Here is a 17,278-nt window from a genome sequence, read left to right as displayed (position 1 = left end):
ATATGAACTTTGTGAAAAAAAACACATGTAAAACACTTCACAAACTTTTTAACTTATTGTATAATATAATTAATTAAATATCGATTCTATCTTCGGGGCAGGGTGTAATTCCCGACCGACGGTGATAAGCGTTAAATCGCTTTTAGTCCGTGACCCACTTTCATAGTGGTGGACCTGGTGCAAATCCGGGACCGACAGTTAAAGTCTGGATGGGAGAAGATAAGGAGCAAAATTTGGTATATTTATATACCTTTATTTCTTGATATGTGTAAACCCTAAAAGCCCCCATTTGGTTTTAGGGTTTTTATAATGTCTAAAGGATTGCTCTGCCTTCATCAAGATTAGAATCGATAAAGATGAAGGAGGAATTGAGATTGCAAACAACTAAATCGCAATCATCAAACTTATTAAAATTAATTATTCTTGCTCTATTAGGTACAATTTCATTAGTATTATTATTTATTAACTTTCCATTACCTTTTTTACCACCATATTTAAAAATTGACTTTAGTGAAGTTCCAGCATTAATCGCAGCACTATTGTTTACACCTATGGCTGGGATAATTGTCGAAGCAATTAAAAACTTATTATATTTAATCTTTACAGGTGCTGGAGATCCAATTGGAGTAGTTGCAAACTTTATCGCTGGCGTGTTATTCGTTGTTCCTGTATCGATGTTATATCATAAATTTAAAGGAAATAAGAGTCTCGTTTCAGGTTTGGCAACTGGTACTGTCGTGATGGCTTTAGGCATGAGTGTCCTAAATTACTTTGTTATTTTACCAGCGTATAGCTGGTTTATGGGCTGGGAAACAATGAGTAGTACAGTGAAGTTAAGTACAGTTATCGTTGGTGTCTTACCATTTAACGTCGTGAAGGGAATTATTCTAGCAGTGCTTTTTGTTCCGTTATTTATTAAGCTTAAACCATGGATTGATCAGAAAAAGGCAATGATAGGATAAAAAATATAAAATGAAAGCTGGCTTTCCCTGAAAAGGGAGGCCAGCTTTTTCAGTTGTATACTGTAATCGGGCGAACACAGCTCGAATCGAGCGAAAGCGCAGATAATCGAATAAAGCGTAATAATTTAATCAATCAAAAATTACGTTTCTCTACAATGCCTATTGTAGAGCGTGAGGTAGCAATTAATTGGTCTGATTCATCTATAATATCAATTTGCCATACCATCGTTGTTCTACCAATATGTACAGGTTTTGCTCGAGCAATCACCCAACCATTCTGCTTGCTTTTTATATGATTAGCGTTTATTTCAACTCCAAAAATGTTATATTTACTCGCATCAACATTTAATAAGGCGCCGATGCTTGCCGCTGATTCAGCTAGTGCCACACTTGCACCGCCATGTAAATAACCTATTGGTTGGCGTGTTTTTTCGTTAACAGGCATTTTAATTTCAACTAGATCTGCCTGACTTACCATAACTTCCATTTCCAATGCTTGCATTAATGTTCCATTTAAATCCATTTAAATACCACCTTTCTTATGAAAAAGGCAGACACAATTTCAATGTCTGCTTTTGTTTAATATTTACTACTTGTTATAAAGAAAAAGGAATAAAGATCTGTATTAACAAAGATAAACCTAGTAGAAAGCCGTAAATTGTATTCGTCTGTGCCGTTGCTATCATAGCTGGAATCATTTCGACGTTTGTGGTTTTCCCTTTAAATCCATTTATAGCTTGCTTCGCTTTCTTTATGCTCAGTAATGTAATAATTGACCATAATGGTAAAAGTCCAACACCAATAAATAGCATAGTTAAAAGGTAACTAATAGAAAATAATGAGCCAAGCAATTTGCCTGCTTTTTCATGCCCAAGTAAGATAGCGATTGTTTTACGACCATTCGCTTTATCACCTTCTAAATCACGAATGTTATTAGAAAGCATAATTAGCCCGATAAATATCGCTACAGGAATGGAAATTAAAAGCATGTCACTTGATATTTCCATTGTCTGTACGAAATAACTAAATCCGATTAGCATTGTACCCATGAAAAATCCAGAAACAATTTCTCCAAACGGTGTGGACGCAATTGGATATGGCCCACCGGTATATAAATAACCAATTAACATACAAAACAGACCGACAGCACAAACCCACCAATTAGATTCTAAACAAATATAAACACCTAATAACATGGCGAATGCAAAGAAACTACAAGCCAGAGTTAATACAGTTTTGGCTGCAATTCCATCACGGACGATTGTTCCACCGATTCCAACAGAGTTTTCGTTATCGAGTCCGCGTACATAATCGTAATACTCATTAAACATATTCGTTGCTGCTTGAATAAGCATGGCAGCTAAAAGCATTGCAGAAAAAAGCAAGAAATTAATTGAGCCATCTAGTATAGCTAACATACTCCCGATAAATACTGGAACAAAAGATGCAGTTAAAGTATGTGGACGAAGTAGCCTCCACCATACATGAAAACCTGGTTTTTCGTTCAAAGTTGATTTTATGGTATTATTTTGTAATGATTGCATAATCCTTATTTCTCTCCTAACTAACGTTTAACGCACAAATTCTTTTTATTATCTTGTCTTTAAACCTGATAATTACGCTAATATAATCTATAATATCATTATAAGTTTAGAGAAGGAAAGAAGTCGTGTCAATCAAATTGAATAATAAATTATTGGTAAATAATCATGATTGTTGAGAAAGATTGAAAAACAGCATAAAATATAAAAGGGGAAAGTTTTAAGTTAATAAAAATAGTGAATAGATATATCGTAATATTATGGATCAATGCCTTAATAGATAACCCCTATCATTATTGGAGGGTAAGCACACATGATTGAAATAGAAAAAAAACAACTAGATCTTTTATTAGATGAGGCAATAAAAAAAGCAAAGATAAATAACAATACTGTACAAATGCTAAGTTTCACAGAAAAAATTGATCCAGTTGATCCGCATGTTTTTTTTGAACAAGCAAAGTATCTAGAAGGAAATCGTTTATTTTGGGCTAGCGTACCAGACGATTTTTATTTAGTTGGTGCTGGAACAGCAATTTCTATGCATGCAGATGATGATTATTATCAAAATACTGAAAATCAATGGAAAAAGCTTTTAGAAGAAGCTATTATTTATAATGAGTATGAACAGCCTGGCACAGGTCCAATCGCGATTGGTGCTTTTCCGTTTGATACTACCAGTAGCAAAACACCACTATGGGATAATTTTAATGGTAGCTATTTTCGCGTGCCTACTTATTTGTTAACGAAAGACAAAGATGATTTTTATTTCACGGTTAATTTGCAAATAAAAGACTCAGATCAGAATCAACAGTTACGAGACGAGATTGAAAAACAAAAAGATATACTTATTTCGCCACGTAAACTAGAACATGAGCTACCAATTCTTAAAAACAAATTGGAGAGCGATGCAGTAATGTGGAAACAACTGGTGAAACAAGCGACAGAGAAAATTAATCAAGGACAAGCGGTTAAAATTGTATTAGCAAGAAAAATGGAAGTGGACTTTGCTGAAGCGCCAGCTATTGTTTCTATTTTAAAAGAATTAACAAGTAATCAAACATTAAGTTTTGTTTTTGCGATTGAAAAAGAACAGGATTGTTTTGTCGGTGCGACACCAGAAAGATTAGTACGTATTGATAATCAACAGTTATTTTCAGCGTGTTTAGCAGGAACTGCACCGCGTGGCAAATCAAAAGAAGAAGATGAAAAAATTGGACAGGCGCTATGGGAAGATAAGAAGAATAGAGAAGAGCATAATCATGTTGTTCATATGATTCGTGGAGCATTAGAATCCTACTCTGAAGCAATTGATATTCCCGATGAACCAGTTGTTTATCCATTAAAGAACTTACAACATTTATATACACCCGTGGTAGCAAAACTCAAGGAAGGCTTCACGATATTTGATGTTTTAAGTGATCTTCATCCGACACCGGCATTAGGTGGTTTACCGCGAGAAGCATCATTGACTTTTATTCGGGAATTTGAATCATTGGATCGTGGTTGGTATGGCGCTCCGATTGGTTGGTTGGACGCGTATGCAAATGGAGAATTTGCTGTAGCAATTCGTTCTGCAGTCGTTAAGAATAAAAAAGCAACATTGTTTGCTGGGTGCGGTGTTGTAAAAGACTCAATTCCAGAAGAGGAATATGAAGAAACAATGATGAAGTTCACACCGATGCTGACAGCCTTGGGAGGTTTGTAATGCATGAATCATACTGAAAGTTTAACACGCTACGTTACCAGTTTTGTTGATGAACTTTATCAAAATGGATTGAGAGATGTAGTCATTTCGCCAGGCTCTCGATCAACACCACTTGCCATGACTTTTGCGGCCTATCGGTCTGTCAAGCATTGGATTAATATGGACGAACGCTCTGCTGCTTTTTTTGCACTTGGTATAGCCAAACAAACGAAACGTCCTGTTGCACTTGTTTGTACTTCTGGTACAGCAGCAGCTAACTATTATCCAGCAATTATTGAAGCTTTCTACAGTAGGGTGCCATTACTTATACTAACGGCGGATCGTCCTCATGAACTAAGAGATGTAGGGGCCCCACAAGCCATTAATCAGATACATTTATATGGCGATTATGTAAAATGGTTTCATGATATGAGTCTACCTGAATTAACAGATCAGCAGGGAAATTATGTGAGAGGAAAGGCGGCAGCTGCATATAAAATTGCAAATACAGCTAATCGTGCTGCGGTGCAAATCAACTTCCCCTTTCGAGAGCCTTTAGTGCCAGATTTTTCATTGGATAATTTGTGGGGTGAAAATAAAGAAACAGCACATCTGGAAGTGAAACAAGGGAAGAAACAGCTTTCAGCGGAACAGTTAATAGCTTTACATAAACAATTTTTAACGAAGCAAAAAGGTCTTATTGTGTGTGGGCCTATGGAAGACCAACAGGCTCAAAAGGAAATCATTGCACTAGCAAATGCGTGGCAATTACCATTATTAGCTGATCCATTATCACAATTACGTTCAGGTGATTATGATAAAAGTAATGTGATTGAGAGTTATGATGCTATTTTAAAGCATAAACAAACAAGAGATCTATTTAGACCAGATTTTGTTATTCGTTTCGGTGCTCAACCTGTATCGAAACCTTATACATTGTGGTTAAAGGAAAATCCGCAAATTGATCATTACGTAGTAGAAGAAGCAGAAGGATATCGTGAACCTATTGGTCATCAATCTACTGTGATATACGCGGATCCCCAACTTTTTTGTCAAGGATTAGTATCAAATCCTGTCCCAGATTTTGATCAAAATTGGTTGAAGGAGTGGCAAAAAGGAAACAGTGTGGCAAAAAAGGTTTTGCGAAAAAGTGCTTCTCAAGTAATAACAGAGGGAGATGTTGTCCAGTACATTGAAGAAATCATACCAAATAATAGCACCTTTTTCGTTGGAAACAGCATGGCGATTCGTGATGTGGATACTTTTTGGTTTAATACGGACAAACAAATTCGTATTTTAGCCAATCGGGGTGCTAATGGAATTGACGGTGTGACATCTAGTGCTCTAGGTGCAGCTTCTTCTGCTGAGCGCGTAACATTATTGCTAGGTGATTTATCTTTTTTTCATGATCAAAATGGCTTGTTAATGACAAAGCGCTATTCCTTGAACATAACGATTGTTTTGATCAATAATAATGGTGGCGGTATTTTTTCCTTTTTACCACAGGCTAAACAAGACGTACCGCATTATGAAGAGTTATTTGGTACACCGATGGATTTGGACTTTTCTCATGTGGTAGAGTTATATGAAGGACTATATGAAAGCCCAACTGATTGGCAAACCTTTCAGTCAGCATTAGAAAAAAGCTATCAAACAGAAGGTCTTTCGGTTATTGAATTAAAAACCGATCGCAGCGATAATGTTGCTTGGCATGAAGAAAAATGGCAAACTATTGCTAGCCATTTGGAGGGAGAGTATGATGGACCTAACCGTAAATGATCGATCTTATTGGATAGAAGAATATGGTGAAGACACAGGCATCCCGCTTCTTTTTTTACATGGATTTACTGGAAGTCATAAAACATGGCGTAATACGATTGAATCTTTTTCTTCTTATCGTTGTATTGCGATTGATTTACCTGGTCATGGTCAAACAAAATGCAATGAGCCTGTCCGTATGGAAGACTTTTGTGAAGACTTGGCCTTGATCCTTAATCAATTAGCGATAGAGAAAGTTCATCTGATTGGTTATTCGATGGGTGGTAGGGCAGCTTTATCATTTACACTTTTACATTCTAAAAAGGTTGCCTCGCTAACATTAGAGAGTACTTCACCAGGCCTCGATTCACCAAATGAACAAGTAGCTCGACAAACAAAAGATGATAGCTGGGCAGGGAAAATAGAAAGAGATGGCGTCCAAGCGTTTGTTGATCAATGGGAGAGCTTGCCATTGTTTGCTACACAACAAGCGTTACCATATGTAGTGAAAAATGAAATAAGAACCGAGCGTTTAGCACAATCTAAAAAGGGACTTGCATCGTCATTACGTGGTATGGGAACAGGCAAGCAACCTTCATGGTGGGATCAATTAGCAACGATTTCTGTACCAGTTTCGGTCATTGTGGGCGCGTTAGATGATAAATTTGTTACAATTGCTAAAAAGATGGCAAAGCGTTCAAAAAGAATACAGCTACATATTGTTTCTGATGCAGGTCATGCAGTTCATGTGGAACAAAAGGAAAAGTTTGATACAATAGTAAAAGATTTTATTAATGATATGGAGGAATAACGATGACAGTAAAATGGGAAAGTGTAAGAGAATATAGCGATATTTTATATGACACATATGATGGAATTGCTAAAATAACAATTAATCGACCAGAGGTACGCAATGCATTTCGTCCACAAACGGTGCATCAACTTATTGATGCATTCGCACATGCACGAGATGATTCAAATATAGGTGTTATCGTTCTTGCAGGTGCTGGAGATGATGCATTTTGTTCAGGTGGTGACCAAAAGGTTCGAGGCCACGGTGGTTATGTAGGCGATGACCAAATTCCACGTTTAAATGTTTTAGATTTACAACGTTTAATTCGTGTTATTCCAAAGCCTGTTGTAGCAATGGTTTCAGGATATGCAATTGGTGGCGGGCATGTTTTACATATTGTCTGCGATTTAACAATTGCAGCTGATAATGCTATCTTTGGTCAAACAGGTCCTAAAGTAGGTAGTTTTGATGCTGGTTATGGTGCTGGCTATTTAGCACGTATCGTTGGGCACAAGAAAGCAAGAGAAATTTGGTTTCTATGTCGCCAATACAATGCCCAAGAAGCAATGGATATGGGCTTAGTTAATACAGTGGTTCCATTAGACCAATTGGAAGCTGAAACTGTGCAATGGTGTCAAGAAATGTTAGAGAAATCTCCAACTGCGCTACGTTTTATTAAAGCATCTCTAAATGCAGATACGGATGGTATAGCAGGTATGCAACAAATGGGTGGAGATGCGACCTTGCTTTATTATACAACAGACGAAGCGAAAGAAGGCCGTGACGCATTTAAAGAGAAACGTGATCCAGACTTTAAACAGTTTCCACGTTTTCCTTAATATATTAATCAAACAAGAGACGAGCATGAGAAAGAAAATGTTCGTCTCTTTCTTACATAAAGGGAAATTATGCAAGTAGCCGGTGTTAAAAAGATTTAATTACGCGACTACGTGAGATAGGGGATATTGAGTAATGATTGAAAAAACGCCTCATTGGTTAGACAAACAAGCAACTCTTACACCAAATGAAATCGCAATTGAATCACCTTTAATTGCTCCGGTCACATTTTCTATTCTTCGAGACCGTGCACAAAAATTCGCTAAAAAGCTTCGATTTCTCGGTGTACAAGAGGGTGAACATGTTGCTATTCATTCTAAAAATAGTCTTGAGATGATTATAGCTATTCATGGTTTATCGTATTTGGGTGCAGTTATTGTTTTACTCAATACACGTCTTTCTAAAAGTGAATTAGCTTTTCAACTAGATGATGCAAACGCTAGGTATCTTATAACTACAACCGAAGATCAACCTTATTTGGAAGGGTTAGTGAACTCAGATATCGTAAAAGTTTTCTCGTTTTTAACAGTAGAAAAACAACCAGAAATGGCTAGTGATTTAAAAAAAGAACTGAATCTCGATGATATATTTACAATTATTTATACGTCTGGAACGACAGGAAAACCAAAAGGTGTTGTCCATACATATGGTAATCATTGGTCGAGTGCAATTGCTTCTGCTTTAAATTTAGGTATTGATAAGCAAGATAAATGGCTAGCAACTTTACCGTTATTCCATGTTGGTGGGTTCTCGTTACTAATGAAGAGCGTTATTTATGGTATGCCAATCTACTTACTAGAGAAGTTTGAAGTGGAGGATATTCATCAAGCGATTATGGCTAAAGGTGTTACAATCGTTTCTGTTGTTTCCGTTATGTTAGATCGCTTAATGGAGAAATTGGCTACTAAAAGCTATCCAGAAGAATTTAGATGTATGTTACTTGGTGGAGGACCAGCTTCCGCTTATTTGTTAGAAAAGGCAAGAAAAAAACACATTCCAGTTTTTCAAACTTACGGAATGACCGAAACGAGTTCGCAAGTTGTAACCTTAAGTCCGAATGAAGCATTAAGAAAAATTGGATCAGCAGGAAAGGCTCTTTTTACCGCGCAAATGAAAGTGATGAATGACAAGCAAGAAGCCAATCCATTAGAAATTGGTGAAATTTTTGTGAAAGGCCCAATGGTGACAAAGGGTTATTATCAAAACGAATCCGCCAATCAAACTGTCTTACGTCAAGGTTGGCTTGCCACTGGTGATCTAGGTTATCTTGATGAGGAAGGTTTTTTATATGTTGTTGATCGAAGAAAGGATTTAATCATCTCTGGTGGGGAGAATGTTTATCCTGCTGAAATAGAAAACGTTTTAGGAAGTATAGATGGAATTAAAGAGGCTGGAGTTGTTGGTCAAAAAGATCCCAAGTGGGGCAAGGTTCCCGTAGCTTTTATTATAGTTGAAGATAAACTGAATTTAGATTTAGTAAAACAACAGTGTAGAGAATTATTAGCAAAGTATAAAGTCCCGAAGGCTTTTTATATAGTAGAAAGTTTGCCTCGTAATGCCTCTAATAAGCTGCTCCGCCATCAATTAGTGAAGCAACTTGATCGTTACATAAAAGAATAGAGTAAACAATTCCCATTGATAAAAGAACCTACGTTCGTATATACTATACATACGAACGTAGGTTCTTTTTGGGAGATGTTAAGAATGTCTAAAGTTATCTTTTTGGTTGATATGCAATCTTTCTACGCCTCCATTGAAAAGGCAACAAACCCAGACTATCAGAATAAGCCACTTGTGGTGTCTGGTGATCCATCCAGAAGAAGCGGCATTATTTTAGCTGCATGCCCAATTGCAAAAGAATATGGGATTAAAACAGCTGAAACATTATGGGAAGCACAACTTAAATGTCCAGAAGCAATAATTGTAAGACCGCGTATGCAGTTGTATATTGATGTCTCCTATCAAATCACAAAGATTTTAGAACAATTTACTGATTGTATTGAAGTGTACTCTATTGATGAGCAATTTATTGATATTACTGGTAGTCAACATTTATTTGGTACACCACAACGAATAGCGGAAAAAATCCAACAAACTATTTTTGAGGATGTTGGGATAAAAGCAAGAATAGGAATAGGACCGAACAAAGTGTTGGCTAAAATGGCCTGTGATGCATTTGCAAAAAAATCCCCGAACGGAATATTTCGATTAGATCAAAGTAATTTACAAGAAAAATTATGGCCACTTCCAATTGGTGATTTATTTGGTGTGGGACGAAGAATGGAAGCACATTTGCAGAAGATGGGGCTACATACGATTGGTAATTTAGCTAATCACCCTGTGAAGTGGTTGCAAAAGCGCTGGGGAATAAACGGAGAATTGTTATGGCGTACAGCAAATGGTATCGATGAAAGTCCCGTTACACCCACTACCCATCAAGAACAAAAAGCAGTAGGACATCATATGACACTACCAAGGGACTATCAAAAACTAGATGAGATTAAAGTTATTGTACTAGAACTAAGTGAAGAAGTTGGACGTCGAGCACGTGCACACCACTATATAGGACAGACTGTTTCAATCCATGTACAAGGTAGTGCTTCGGAAGTATCAACTGGATTTAATCGTCAAAAGAAGTTAGCTACGTCAACATCCTTTGGTGTCGATATTTATCAAGTAGCTTTACAGTTATTTCACAAGTATTGGGACGGTCTACCTGTCAGGAGTATTGGTATAACTTTATCGCAGTTAGAAATAGCAGATGCTTATCAGTTATCTTTATTCGATGATACTTTAGAAAAAGTTAGATTAAATGAAACGATGGACGGTATTTATCAAAAATATGGACCTACAGCGATTGTGCGAGCTTCATCTCTTATGGAGGCAGGGCAAGCACATGTACGAGCGGGCAAGATTGGCGGACATGATAAAGGAGCGGGATTATAGATGAAGCCAAATAAATTAACACCTGGATACAATCTGATGTGGGAATCAAGCAGAATGATGCTCCCTGAACATAAACAAGTCTTACAAGCACATCAAAAAGAATTAAAAAAACAGGTAAAACCCATTTTAGATGAACAACAAATAATGCTTTTTTCTGAGTTAGTTGCAGAAGCTACGTATTTTGACAAAACAATTAAAATTAAAGTGTTTGACCCTTATCAACCACTATATATTATTGGGAAAGTAAAAAAAATAGATGGAATGCAACAACAAATTAAATTAGAAACAACCGATGGAATCCACTGGGTGTCGCTTCATAACATACTTGATTTATCATTAGAAAATGGTAATATGTAGTCGGATTTCCCGAAGCGAGTGATAAAATTAATTGATAAAGATTCTCAAAATCATTGACGAATTAGTTAATAGCCAATAAACTAGAGTTACTGATAAAAATATTACTACTTACAATATAGTTTGAAATACAGTTACTTATTTTTCTGATATAAATCAGCAACGCTCGTGAGGGAGAGATTGCAAATGGAAACGATCGCTACGAAAGATTTAACACTAGGATACGGTGATGATGTTATTATAGAGGATTTAAATATGACTGTACCTAAAGGTGAAATCACAGTTTTCATCGGTGCAAATGGTTGCGGTAAATCTACCTTACTTCGTTCAATGGCAAGACTTTTAAAGCCAAAAGAAGGTGGCGTCGTGCTTAACGGAGAAAACATTGCGAAAATGCCAACAAAAGAAGTGGCAAGACAACTTTCTATTCTCCCGCAAAGTCCGATAAGTCCAGAAGGTTTGACAGTACAAGACTTAGTTAAACAAGGACGCCATCCATATAAAAGCATTTTTAATAAATGGTCGAGTGAAGATGATGATGCAGTAAATGAAGCATTAGAATCAACCAATATGATGGACTTAAAATACCGGGCAGTTGATTCGCTATCAGGCGGACAGCGACAGCGTGCTTGGATTGCAATGATTTTAGCGCAAAAAACGGATACTATTTTATTAGATGAGCCTACTACTTACTTAGATATGACCCATCAAATTGAAATCCTCGATCTGTTGTTTGAATTAAATGAAAAGCATAATAGTACCATTGTAATGGTATTGCACGATTTGAATCTTGCTTGTCGTTATGCTCACCATATCGTTGCAATTAAAGATAAAAAGGTCCATGTACAAGGGAAACCAGAAGAAATCATTAGTTGCAATATGGTTCATGATGTATTTCAAATGAAATGTGACGTAACCTATGATCCAATGTTTGGTACACCAATGTGTATCCCACATGGACGTGGTCGTTGTTTAATAAAAGACGTAGTAGCAGAATCCCAAAAGAAAACTGCGCAAGCACAATAATTGAGGCTGGGACAAAACCCAGATAAACAATAAAAAGTTGCACCTTTCCAAATTTATGGTTGGAGGGTGCAACTTTTTTATAAAATTGAAACAATTTAAGTAAGCAAAAAAGGATACCTTCTGATAAAATTAAAGTGACGAAACAATAACTATCGGAGGTATCCTTATGTTTAAAGATTATAACATGAATCAAGTAATTTTGCCGTTAGATTTAGAAATGAAATTGCAAAAAAATGATATTGCCTATACAATCCATGACTTAGTTGAACAAATACCAGATAAAGCTTTTTCTGTTTTCTTACATGAAACAGGTTGTCCTGCTTATCATCCACGAATGATGATGAAGGTTATTTTATGTGCTTATACGCAATCTGTTTTCTCTGGAAGAAAAATTGAAGCATTACTGAAAGATAGTATACGTATGATGTGGTTAGCGCAAGGTTATGAGCCAAGCTATCGTACAATTAACCGTTTTCGAGTCAATCAAGAAGTACAAGACCTGTTACGCCAATGTTTTGTGCAATTTCGATGCCAGCTGGTGAAAGAAGAACTGATTGATGAAGAAGCGATCTTTATTGATGGTACCAAGATTGAAGCAAATGCCAACAAATTTACGTTTGTTTGGCGAAAAGCGATTGAAAAATACAGTGCCAATTTGGTGGAAAAATCAAATCAAATGTATGATGAATTGCTAGCAAACGAAATTATCCCAGAAATCGAACGTGAAAGTATGGAAGAACTAACCACCCAGGAACTCGAAAAAGTTTTGGAGAAACTAGAGAAGACGGTTGAAGCATACGACAAAAAGATCGAAGAAAGTGAAGATGTAAGCGAACGTAAGCAACTTCGTTCTGAACGCAAAACACCAAAACAATATCGCAAACGGTTTAAGGATTATGCAACACGCAAACAAAAATACGAAAATGATATGGCCATATTTGAAGAGCGTAACAGTTATTCAAAGACAGATCATGATGCCACATTTATGCGAATGAAAGACGATTATATGAAGAATGGCCAATTGAAAGCTGGTTATAATGTCCAAATTGCGACAGAAGGACAATATGCACTCGCTTATGATGTATTTCCTAATCCAACCGATGTACGCACATTCATTCCTTTTCTAGATAAAATCGAGGAAAGCTTCTTTGAGCTTCCTAAATATATTGTCGCTGATGCAGGTTATGGAAGTGAACAAAATTACGATGATGTCCTAATTAATCGGGAGCGCATTCCACTAATTACATACAATATGTATCGAAAAGAGAAGACAAAGAAATATAAGCAAGATCCTTTTAACACAAAGAACTGGGAGTATGATGAAGCGACTGATTCCTTCCTCTGTCCAAATGACAAAAAAGTAATGTTCCAGTATCTTTCCAACCGGATAGGTAAAGACAACTTCACTCGAGCGTTTAGAGTCTATGAATGTGAAGATTGTTCGGATTGTCCATTACGCTCACAATGTACAAAAGCAAAGGAAGGAAAGAATCGAAAGATATATTACAACGAAAAATGGGAACAACAAAAAGCATACACAAAACAACAACTTTCAGAAAAAGAAACCGGTAAAATCTATGGTAAACGAAAAATAGATGTAGAACCAGTCTTCGGATTTTTGAAGGCTAATTTGCGTTTCACTCGTATGTCAGTAAGAGGCAAAAAGAAAGTGGAAAATGAATTAGGATTTGCATTCATGGCGGTGAACTTGAGAAAGTACACGGCTAAGCATGCGCATGGTGCAACAAATCCTGAAAATAATCCAACAAAAAAAGATTCCGACCATCTTCCTAAGATGATCGGAATCTTTTTCGTTATTTTGGCTAATTATGTCCCAGCCTCTTTGTTTTGCGGGAAATCTAAAAATATAAGACGCTCTTGTTAAGATTAGTCTTATTAAAAATAACTCTTTTCGCAAATATTTTACTTTACAATAGACGAATTTGATAGAAACTGTGACATAGTGAAACTTCCTTACACGCTATGTCAGCAAATGGATTCCCTTTCCGTGGGCACAGTCTCAGCTAACTCGGATAAGCAAAGGTCGCTCTCCGAGTGGATCTTCAACTTGTGGGATTGCGATTACTCATCCCACCCTAAAACATTTGCTGTTCCCACAGGAGTGTCATCCATTTGCTTCCTTCGCTGGTTAGCGTATCTTTTCGACGTACTTATGTATTATAATTGTTAGTTTTTCTAACTGTCGTTTCAATTAATAACAAGGCAATCTATACTCTTATTATTACAGTGTTTCAAAACTAGCGTATCAAGTGAAATTGGCGAGACTCCTGCAGGAACAGCGCGGGCTGAAGATCCACTCGGAAGCGTTTTTTCTTCCGAGTTAGCTGAAGCCGTGCCTGCGGAAAGGGAGTCAATTTCACTTGAGTAGCGGGTCGGTTAGGAGATTCTGTTATGTCACAGTTGATGATAATTCCGGCGCAAGGAACGTTACGTCGTAGTCTATGTTAATTTAGTCATAAACAATAAGCTTTTAAAAACAACCTTTAAAATAAATGAAACTATTCCATCATGCGAGCCGTTTATATAGTATATAAGAGCAAATAAATTAATTGAATAAAAATGTTTGATATAACATATAAAAAGGAAAGGTATAGTAACAACAGATGGGGGGTTAGAAAATGAAGCAGCAGAAAGTAAAGATAATACTTGCTTTTACAGCAATTATTCCACTGCTATTATTTTCTTATCAAGGACAAACTAATGGGAATGTAAAAGAATCACTTACATCAAAAGAATTAAGCAATAATCAGATAGAAAAAAAGCAAATATTAACGAATGTTGAAACGAATCGATTAGCAAGTTCTCAAGAAGAAATAAAAACACCCGTTTTAGAGCATAATGAACTTATTGATATTACCAATAAATTTATGGACATTCTTGTTCAAGATGTTAATCAGCAATATAAAGTTAATGGAATAGAGACCAAAGCGGAATTAATCGATAAATTCACAGCTATTACAACAGCAGAAATTGCAGAAGAATATGTGTCATATTATTATGAAGAAAAAGAAGATGGACTATATATCATACCAACAGAAACGCCACCATGGTTTATGGAATCTGAAGCGTATGAAAAGGAAAGTATCGAAGAAAATAAAGTGAAAATCACACAACAGAATGAAAGTGATCTGTATGGTGCATATACAATTGAGATCGAATTAACATACAGTGAGAAAGGTTGGAAAATAACAAATATTGATCATAGTGATCAAAATAATGATACAATAGAAGGAAATCAAGTATAAAGGTAGCGGTAAGTATGAAGATATTTCACGATTATTATCATAATGAAGTTAAATTATCATTCGATGATCACCCATTCAAAAAGGAACCGAAACATGTCTGGGTAATTTGTCGATGGGAAACACAGTGGTTGTTAACCAAGCATAAGGAAAGAGGAATTGAGTTTCCAGGCGGGAAAGTCGAACCAGGAGAAACTGCTGAAATAGCTGCAATTCGAGAAGTAAAAGAAGAAACTGGTGGTCGGGTTCATTCTCTAACTTATATTGGTCAATATTATGTAAAGGGAAAAAGTGAAGATGTAGTAAAGAATATTTATTTTGCCGTGATTGACTCATTACCAAAACAAGCCAGTTATTTTGAAACAGAGGGGCCAGTGTTATTCAAAGAACTCCCCGAAAAATTGCGAACAAATCCCGCTTTTAGTTTTATGATGAAGGATAAAGTATTACCGTATAGTTTAGAACGAGTGCAAGAATTAGTTGACTCATAAAGCCGTCCAAGATGCTTTTCAGCAATCAGGACGGCTTTTACTTAATTAATTTTGTTTGATTAACCACTTCTCTAATCTCTCTACCCCCTGATACATAAGTGAAGCTAAAATAGCTATAACAACAAGACTGTATAGCACAAGTGTAAAGTTAAACACTTGAAATCCGTAAACGATTAAATAACCTAGTCCTTTTGAGGCAACAAGAAACTCACCTACAATGACACCCACCCATGACAAACCGACGTTTACTTTGAAAGTTGAAATCATTGCGGGGAAAGAAGCTGGAAAGACTGCTTCTTTAAAGCATTGCCATTTTGTTGCACCAAAACTTTGAAGAACTTTTAAATAGTTAGGATCAACCTCCCTAAAAGCACTGTATACAACGAGTGCTGTAATAATAAAAGAGATAATCGCACCCATCATAATAATAGAGACATACCCAGGACCTAGAGCCACAATTATAATAGGACCTAAAGCTACTTTAGGTAAAGCATTTAGTACAACAAGATACGGATCAAGAACGTCAGAAAGTTTCTTAGAATTCCACAACAAAAACGCTAAAAATATTCCAAGTACTGTTCCGACAACGAACCCGGCAATTGTTTCAAGAAGTGTGATTCGTAAATGAAACCAAAGTGAGCCATCAACTAAATTCGATAAAAATAAACTTGCAACTTTGGAAGGTGAACTAAAAATCAACGGATCTATCCAAGCTAATCTGCTAGTTGTTTCCCACGTTATGATGAAAACAATAAAAATAAACAGCTGCCAATATAGCGTATTCCTTCGATCGGATTTTAACTTTTTAATATGGTTTAGAAACAGACTGTTATCGGACTGTTGCTTTTGACTCAAGGCTATTCGACTCCTCCCATATCCGATCAAATAAGTTTTGATATTTGATGTGTTTTCTTGCCTCAAATGGCGTTAAATTTCGAACTTCAACTGGAACTTCGAATTGTTGGTGAATCTCACCTGGGTTTGCACGCATGAGATAAATTCGATCACTCATGGCAATTGCCTCTCCAATATCATGGGTGACCAGGATAGATGTTTTATGATAACTTTTTAATAAGTTAGAAACCAAATCTTCTAGTTTTAATTTTGATTGAAAATCGAGTGCAGAAAATGGTTCATCAAGTAAAAGTAGTTGTGGATTTGTTAATAGCGTACGAATGAGTGCAACACGTTGACGCATTCCACCAGAAAGATTACTTGGATAAGCATCTGTAACATCTTCTAGACCCATTTCTTTCAAAAGACCTTTAGCCCTCTCAATGGTTGCCTTATCTTGATTTTGCTGTACTTTTGGTCCAATTAATGTGTTTTCAAGAATGGTCTTCCACGGAAAAAGGTAGTCTTGTTGAAGCATATAACCGATTTCTGAGCGGTTTTTAATTAAGTTCTGTTGTTGAAGCGTAATAGCACCGTGAGTTGGGGCAATAATACCTGCTATAATAGATAAAAGGGTACTTTTACCACAACCACTCGGTCCTAACAAGGAAATAAATGCGCCCTCTTCAACAGAAAATGAGATATTATTTAGTGCTTTTGTATAACTTTCTCGGTTAAAGTAATAATGTGAGATCTGCTTTATTTGCAAAAAGCTCAAGCATAAAACCT

16 protein-coding genes and 1 riboswitch are annotated in these 17,278 nt (G+C 36.3%); of the genes, 12 read left to right on the top strand and 4 right to left on the bottom strand.

Going from position 1 to position 17,278, the window contains the following annotated elements; genetic code table 11:
* Positions 1 to 84 precede the first annotated feature (84 nt).
* Positions 85 to 225: riboswitch (FMN riboswitch) on the top strand.
* Between the two features lie 149 nt (positions 226 to 374).
* Entirely contained in the window at positions 375 to 962 is a 588-nt protein-coding gene (locus DM447_RS13455; protein WP_232824100.1) for an ECF transporter S component, read from the top strand.
* A 133-nt stretch (positions 963 to 1,095) separates the two neighbouring features.
* Here the strand turns inward: DM447_RS13455 and DM447_RS13450 are convergent, their stop codons facing one another.
* Positions 1,096 to 1,485, bottom strand: coding sequence for a hotdog fold thioesterase (locus DM447_RS13450; protein ID WP_112181710.1), 390 nt, complete (start codon positions 1,483 to 1,485; stop codon positions 1,096 to 1,098).
* 73 nt (positions 1,486 to 1,558) lie between these two features.
* Complete coding sequence (locus DM447_RS13445; protein WP_112181709.1) at positions 1,559 to 2,506, bottom strand: 1,4-dihydroxy-2-naphthoate polyprenyltransferase; 948 nt, start codon at positions 2,504 to 2,506, stop codon at positions 1,559 to 1,561.
* 310 nt (positions 2,507 to 2,816) lie between these two features.
* Between DM447_RS13445 and DM447_RS13440 the strand changes: the two genes are divergently transcribed.
* The 11 genes from DM447_RS13440 (at position 2,817) to ytkD (ending at position 15,655) form a co-directional block, all read left to right on the top strand.
* Positions 2,817 to 4,208, top strand: coding sequence for an isochorismate synthase (locus DM447_RS13440; RefSeq protein ID WP_112181708.1), 1,392 nt, complete (start codon positions 2,817 to 2,819; stop codon positions 4,206 to 4,208).
* Positions 4,209 to 4,211: 3 nt separating this feature from the next.
* Positions 4,212 to 5,966: a 2-succinyl-5-enolpyruvyl-6-hydroxy-3-cyclohexene-1-carboxylic-acid synthase gene (gene menD, locus DM447_RS13435; RefSeq protein WP_112181707.1), complete on the top strand. Its 1,755-nt coding sequence runs from the start codon at positions 4,212 to 4,214 to the stop codon at positions 5,964 to 5,966.
* Positions 5,944 to 6,756, top strand: a complete 813-nt coding sequence (gene menH / locus DM447_RS13430) for a 2-succinyl-6-hydroxy-2,4-cyclohexadiene-1-carboxylate synthase (RefSeq protein WP_241964524.1) — start codon at positions 5,944 to 5,946, stop codon at positions 6,754 to 6,756. The genes menD and menH overlap by 23 nt, the downstream gene beginning before the upstream one ends.
* A 2-nt stretch (positions 6,757 to 6,758) precedes the next feature.
* Complete coding sequence (menB, locus tag DM447_RS13425; protein ID WP_112181705.1) at positions 6,759 to 7,577, top strand: 1,4-dihydroxy-2-naphthoyl-CoA synthase; 819 nt, start codon at positions 6,759 to 6,761, stop codon at positions 7,575 to 7,577.
* A gap of 133 nt (positions 7,578 to 7,710) precedes the next feature.
* Positions 7,711 to 9,195 (top strand): o-succinylbenzoate--CoA ligase, encoded by a 1,485-nt coding sequence (locus DM447_RS13420; protein WP_112181704.1) that lies wholly within the window; start codon positions 7,711 to 7,713, stop codon positions 9,193 to 9,195.
* 84 nt (positions 9,196 to 9,279) lie between these two features.
* Positions 9,280 to 10,521, top strand: a complete 1,242-nt coding sequence (locus tag DM447_RS13415) for a DNA polymerase IV (protein ID WP_112181703.1) — start codon at positions 9,280 to 9,282, stop codon at positions 10,519 to 10,521.
* Entirely contained in the window at positions 10,522 to 10,878 is a 357-nt protein-coding gene (locus DM447_RS13410; protein ID WP_112181702.1) for a YolD-like family protein, read from the top strand. It begins immediately after the preceding gene.
* A 183-nt stretch (positions 10,879 to 11,061) separates the two neighbouring features.
* Positions 11,062 to 11,901, top strand: a complete 840-nt coding sequence (locus DM447_RS13405) for an ABC transporter ATP-binding protein (protein WP_112181701.1) — start codon at positions 11,062 to 11,064, stop codon at positions 11,899 to 11,901.
* A 166-nt stretch (positions 11,902 to 12,067) separates the two neighbouring features.
* A complete protein-coding gene (locus DM447_RS13400) occupies positions 12,068 to 13,786 on the top strand; it encodes an IS1182 family transposase (protein WP_112181700.1) in 1,719 nt (572 codons plus the stop codon).
* 754 nt (positions 13,787 to 14,540) lie between these two features.
* A complete protein-coding gene (locus DM447_RS13395) occupies positions 14,541 to 15,167 on the top strand; it encodes a hypothetical protein (protein ID WP_112181699.1) in 627 nt (208 codons plus the stop codon).
* Between the two features lie 14 nt (positions 15,168 to 15,181).
* On the top strand, positions 15,182 to 15,655 hold the full coding sequence (ytkD, locus tag DM447_RS13390; RefSeq protein WP_112181698.1) for an RNA deprotection pyrophosphohydrolase: 474 nt from the start codon (positions 15,182 to 15,184) through the stop codon (positions 15,653 to 15,655).
* A 45-nt stretch (positions 15,656 to 15,700) separates the two neighbouring features.
* On the opposite strand, the gene DM447_RS13385 is transcribed toward ytkD, so the two are convergent.
* Both DM447_RS13385 and DM447_RS13380 read right to left on the bottom strand, forming a co-directional pair.
* Positions 15,701 to 16,510, bottom strand: a complete 810-nt coding sequence (locus DM447_RS13385; RefSeq protein WP_112181697.1) for an ABC transporter permease — start codon at positions 16,508 to 16,510, stop codon at positions 15,701 to 15,703.
* On the bottom strand, positions 16,485 to 17,267 hold the full coding sequence (locus DM447_RS13380; protein ID WP_112181696.1) for an ABC transporter ATP-binding protein: 783 nt from the start codon (positions 17,265 to 17,267) through the stop codon (positions 16,485 to 16,487). The genes DM447_RS13385 and DM447_RS13380 overlap by 26 nt, the downstream gene beginning before the upstream one ends.
* Positions 17,268 to 17,278 lie beyond the last annotated feature (11 nt).

Source organism: Paraliobacillus zengyii, from assembly GCF_003268595.1.
Classification (GTDB): domain Bacteria; phylum Bacillota; class Bacilli; order Bacillales; family Amphibacillaceae; genus Paraliobacillus_A; species Paraliobacillus_A zengyii.
The sequence above is the reverse complement of the archived record's forward strand: the minus strand, read 5'-3'. Positions and strand labels throughout refer to the sequence as shown.

Coding starts and splice junctions, on each gene's coding strand:
- DM447_RS13440 (WP_112181708.1), top strand. CDS start 2,817: ATGATTGAAATAGAAAAAAAACAACTAGATCTTTTATTAGATGAGGCA.
- DM447_RS13415 (WP_112181703.1), top strand. CDS start 9,280: ATGTCTAAAGTTATCTTTTTGGTTGATATGCAATCTTTCTACGCCTCC.
- DM447_RS13400 (WP_112181700.1), top strand. CDS start 12,068: ATGTTTAAAGATTATAACATGAATCAAGTAATTTTGCCGTTAGATTTA.
- ytkD (WP_112181698.1), top strand. CDS start 15,182: ATGAAGATATTTCACGATTATTATCATAATGAAGTTAAATTATCATTC.
- DM447_RS13405 (WP_112181701.1), top strand. CDS start 11,062: ATGGAAACGATCGCTACGAAAGATTTAACACTAGGATACGGTGATGAT.
- menD (WP_112181707.1), top strand. CDS start 4,212: ATGAATCATACTGAAAGTTTAACACGCTACGTTACCAGTTTTGTTGAT.
- DM447_RS13410 (WP_112181702.1), top strand. CDS start 10,522: ATGAAGCCAAATAAATTAACACCTGGATACAATCTGATGTGGGAATCA.
- menH (WP_241964524.1), top strand. CDS start 5,944: ATGATGGACCTAACCGTAAATGATCGATCTTATTGGATAGAAGAATAT.
- DM447_RS13395 (WP_112181699.1), top strand. CDS start 14,541: ATGAAGCAGCAGAAAGTAAAGATAATACTTGCTTTTACAGCAATTATT.
- menB (WP_112181705.1), top strand. CDS start 6,759: ATGACAGTAAAATGGGAAAGTGTAAGAGAATATAGCGATATTTTATAT.
- DM447_RS13445 (WP_112181709.1), bottom strand. CDS start 2,506: ATGCAATCATTACAAAATAATACCATAAAATCAACTTTGAACGAAAAA.
- DM447_RS13450 (WP_112181710.1), bottom strand. CDS start 1,485: ATGGATTTAAATGGAACATTAATGCAAGCATTGGAAATGGAAGTTATG.
- DM447_RS13420 (WP_112181704.1), top strand. CDS start 7,711: ATGATTGAAAAAACGCCTCATTGGTTAGACAAACAAGCAACTCTTACA.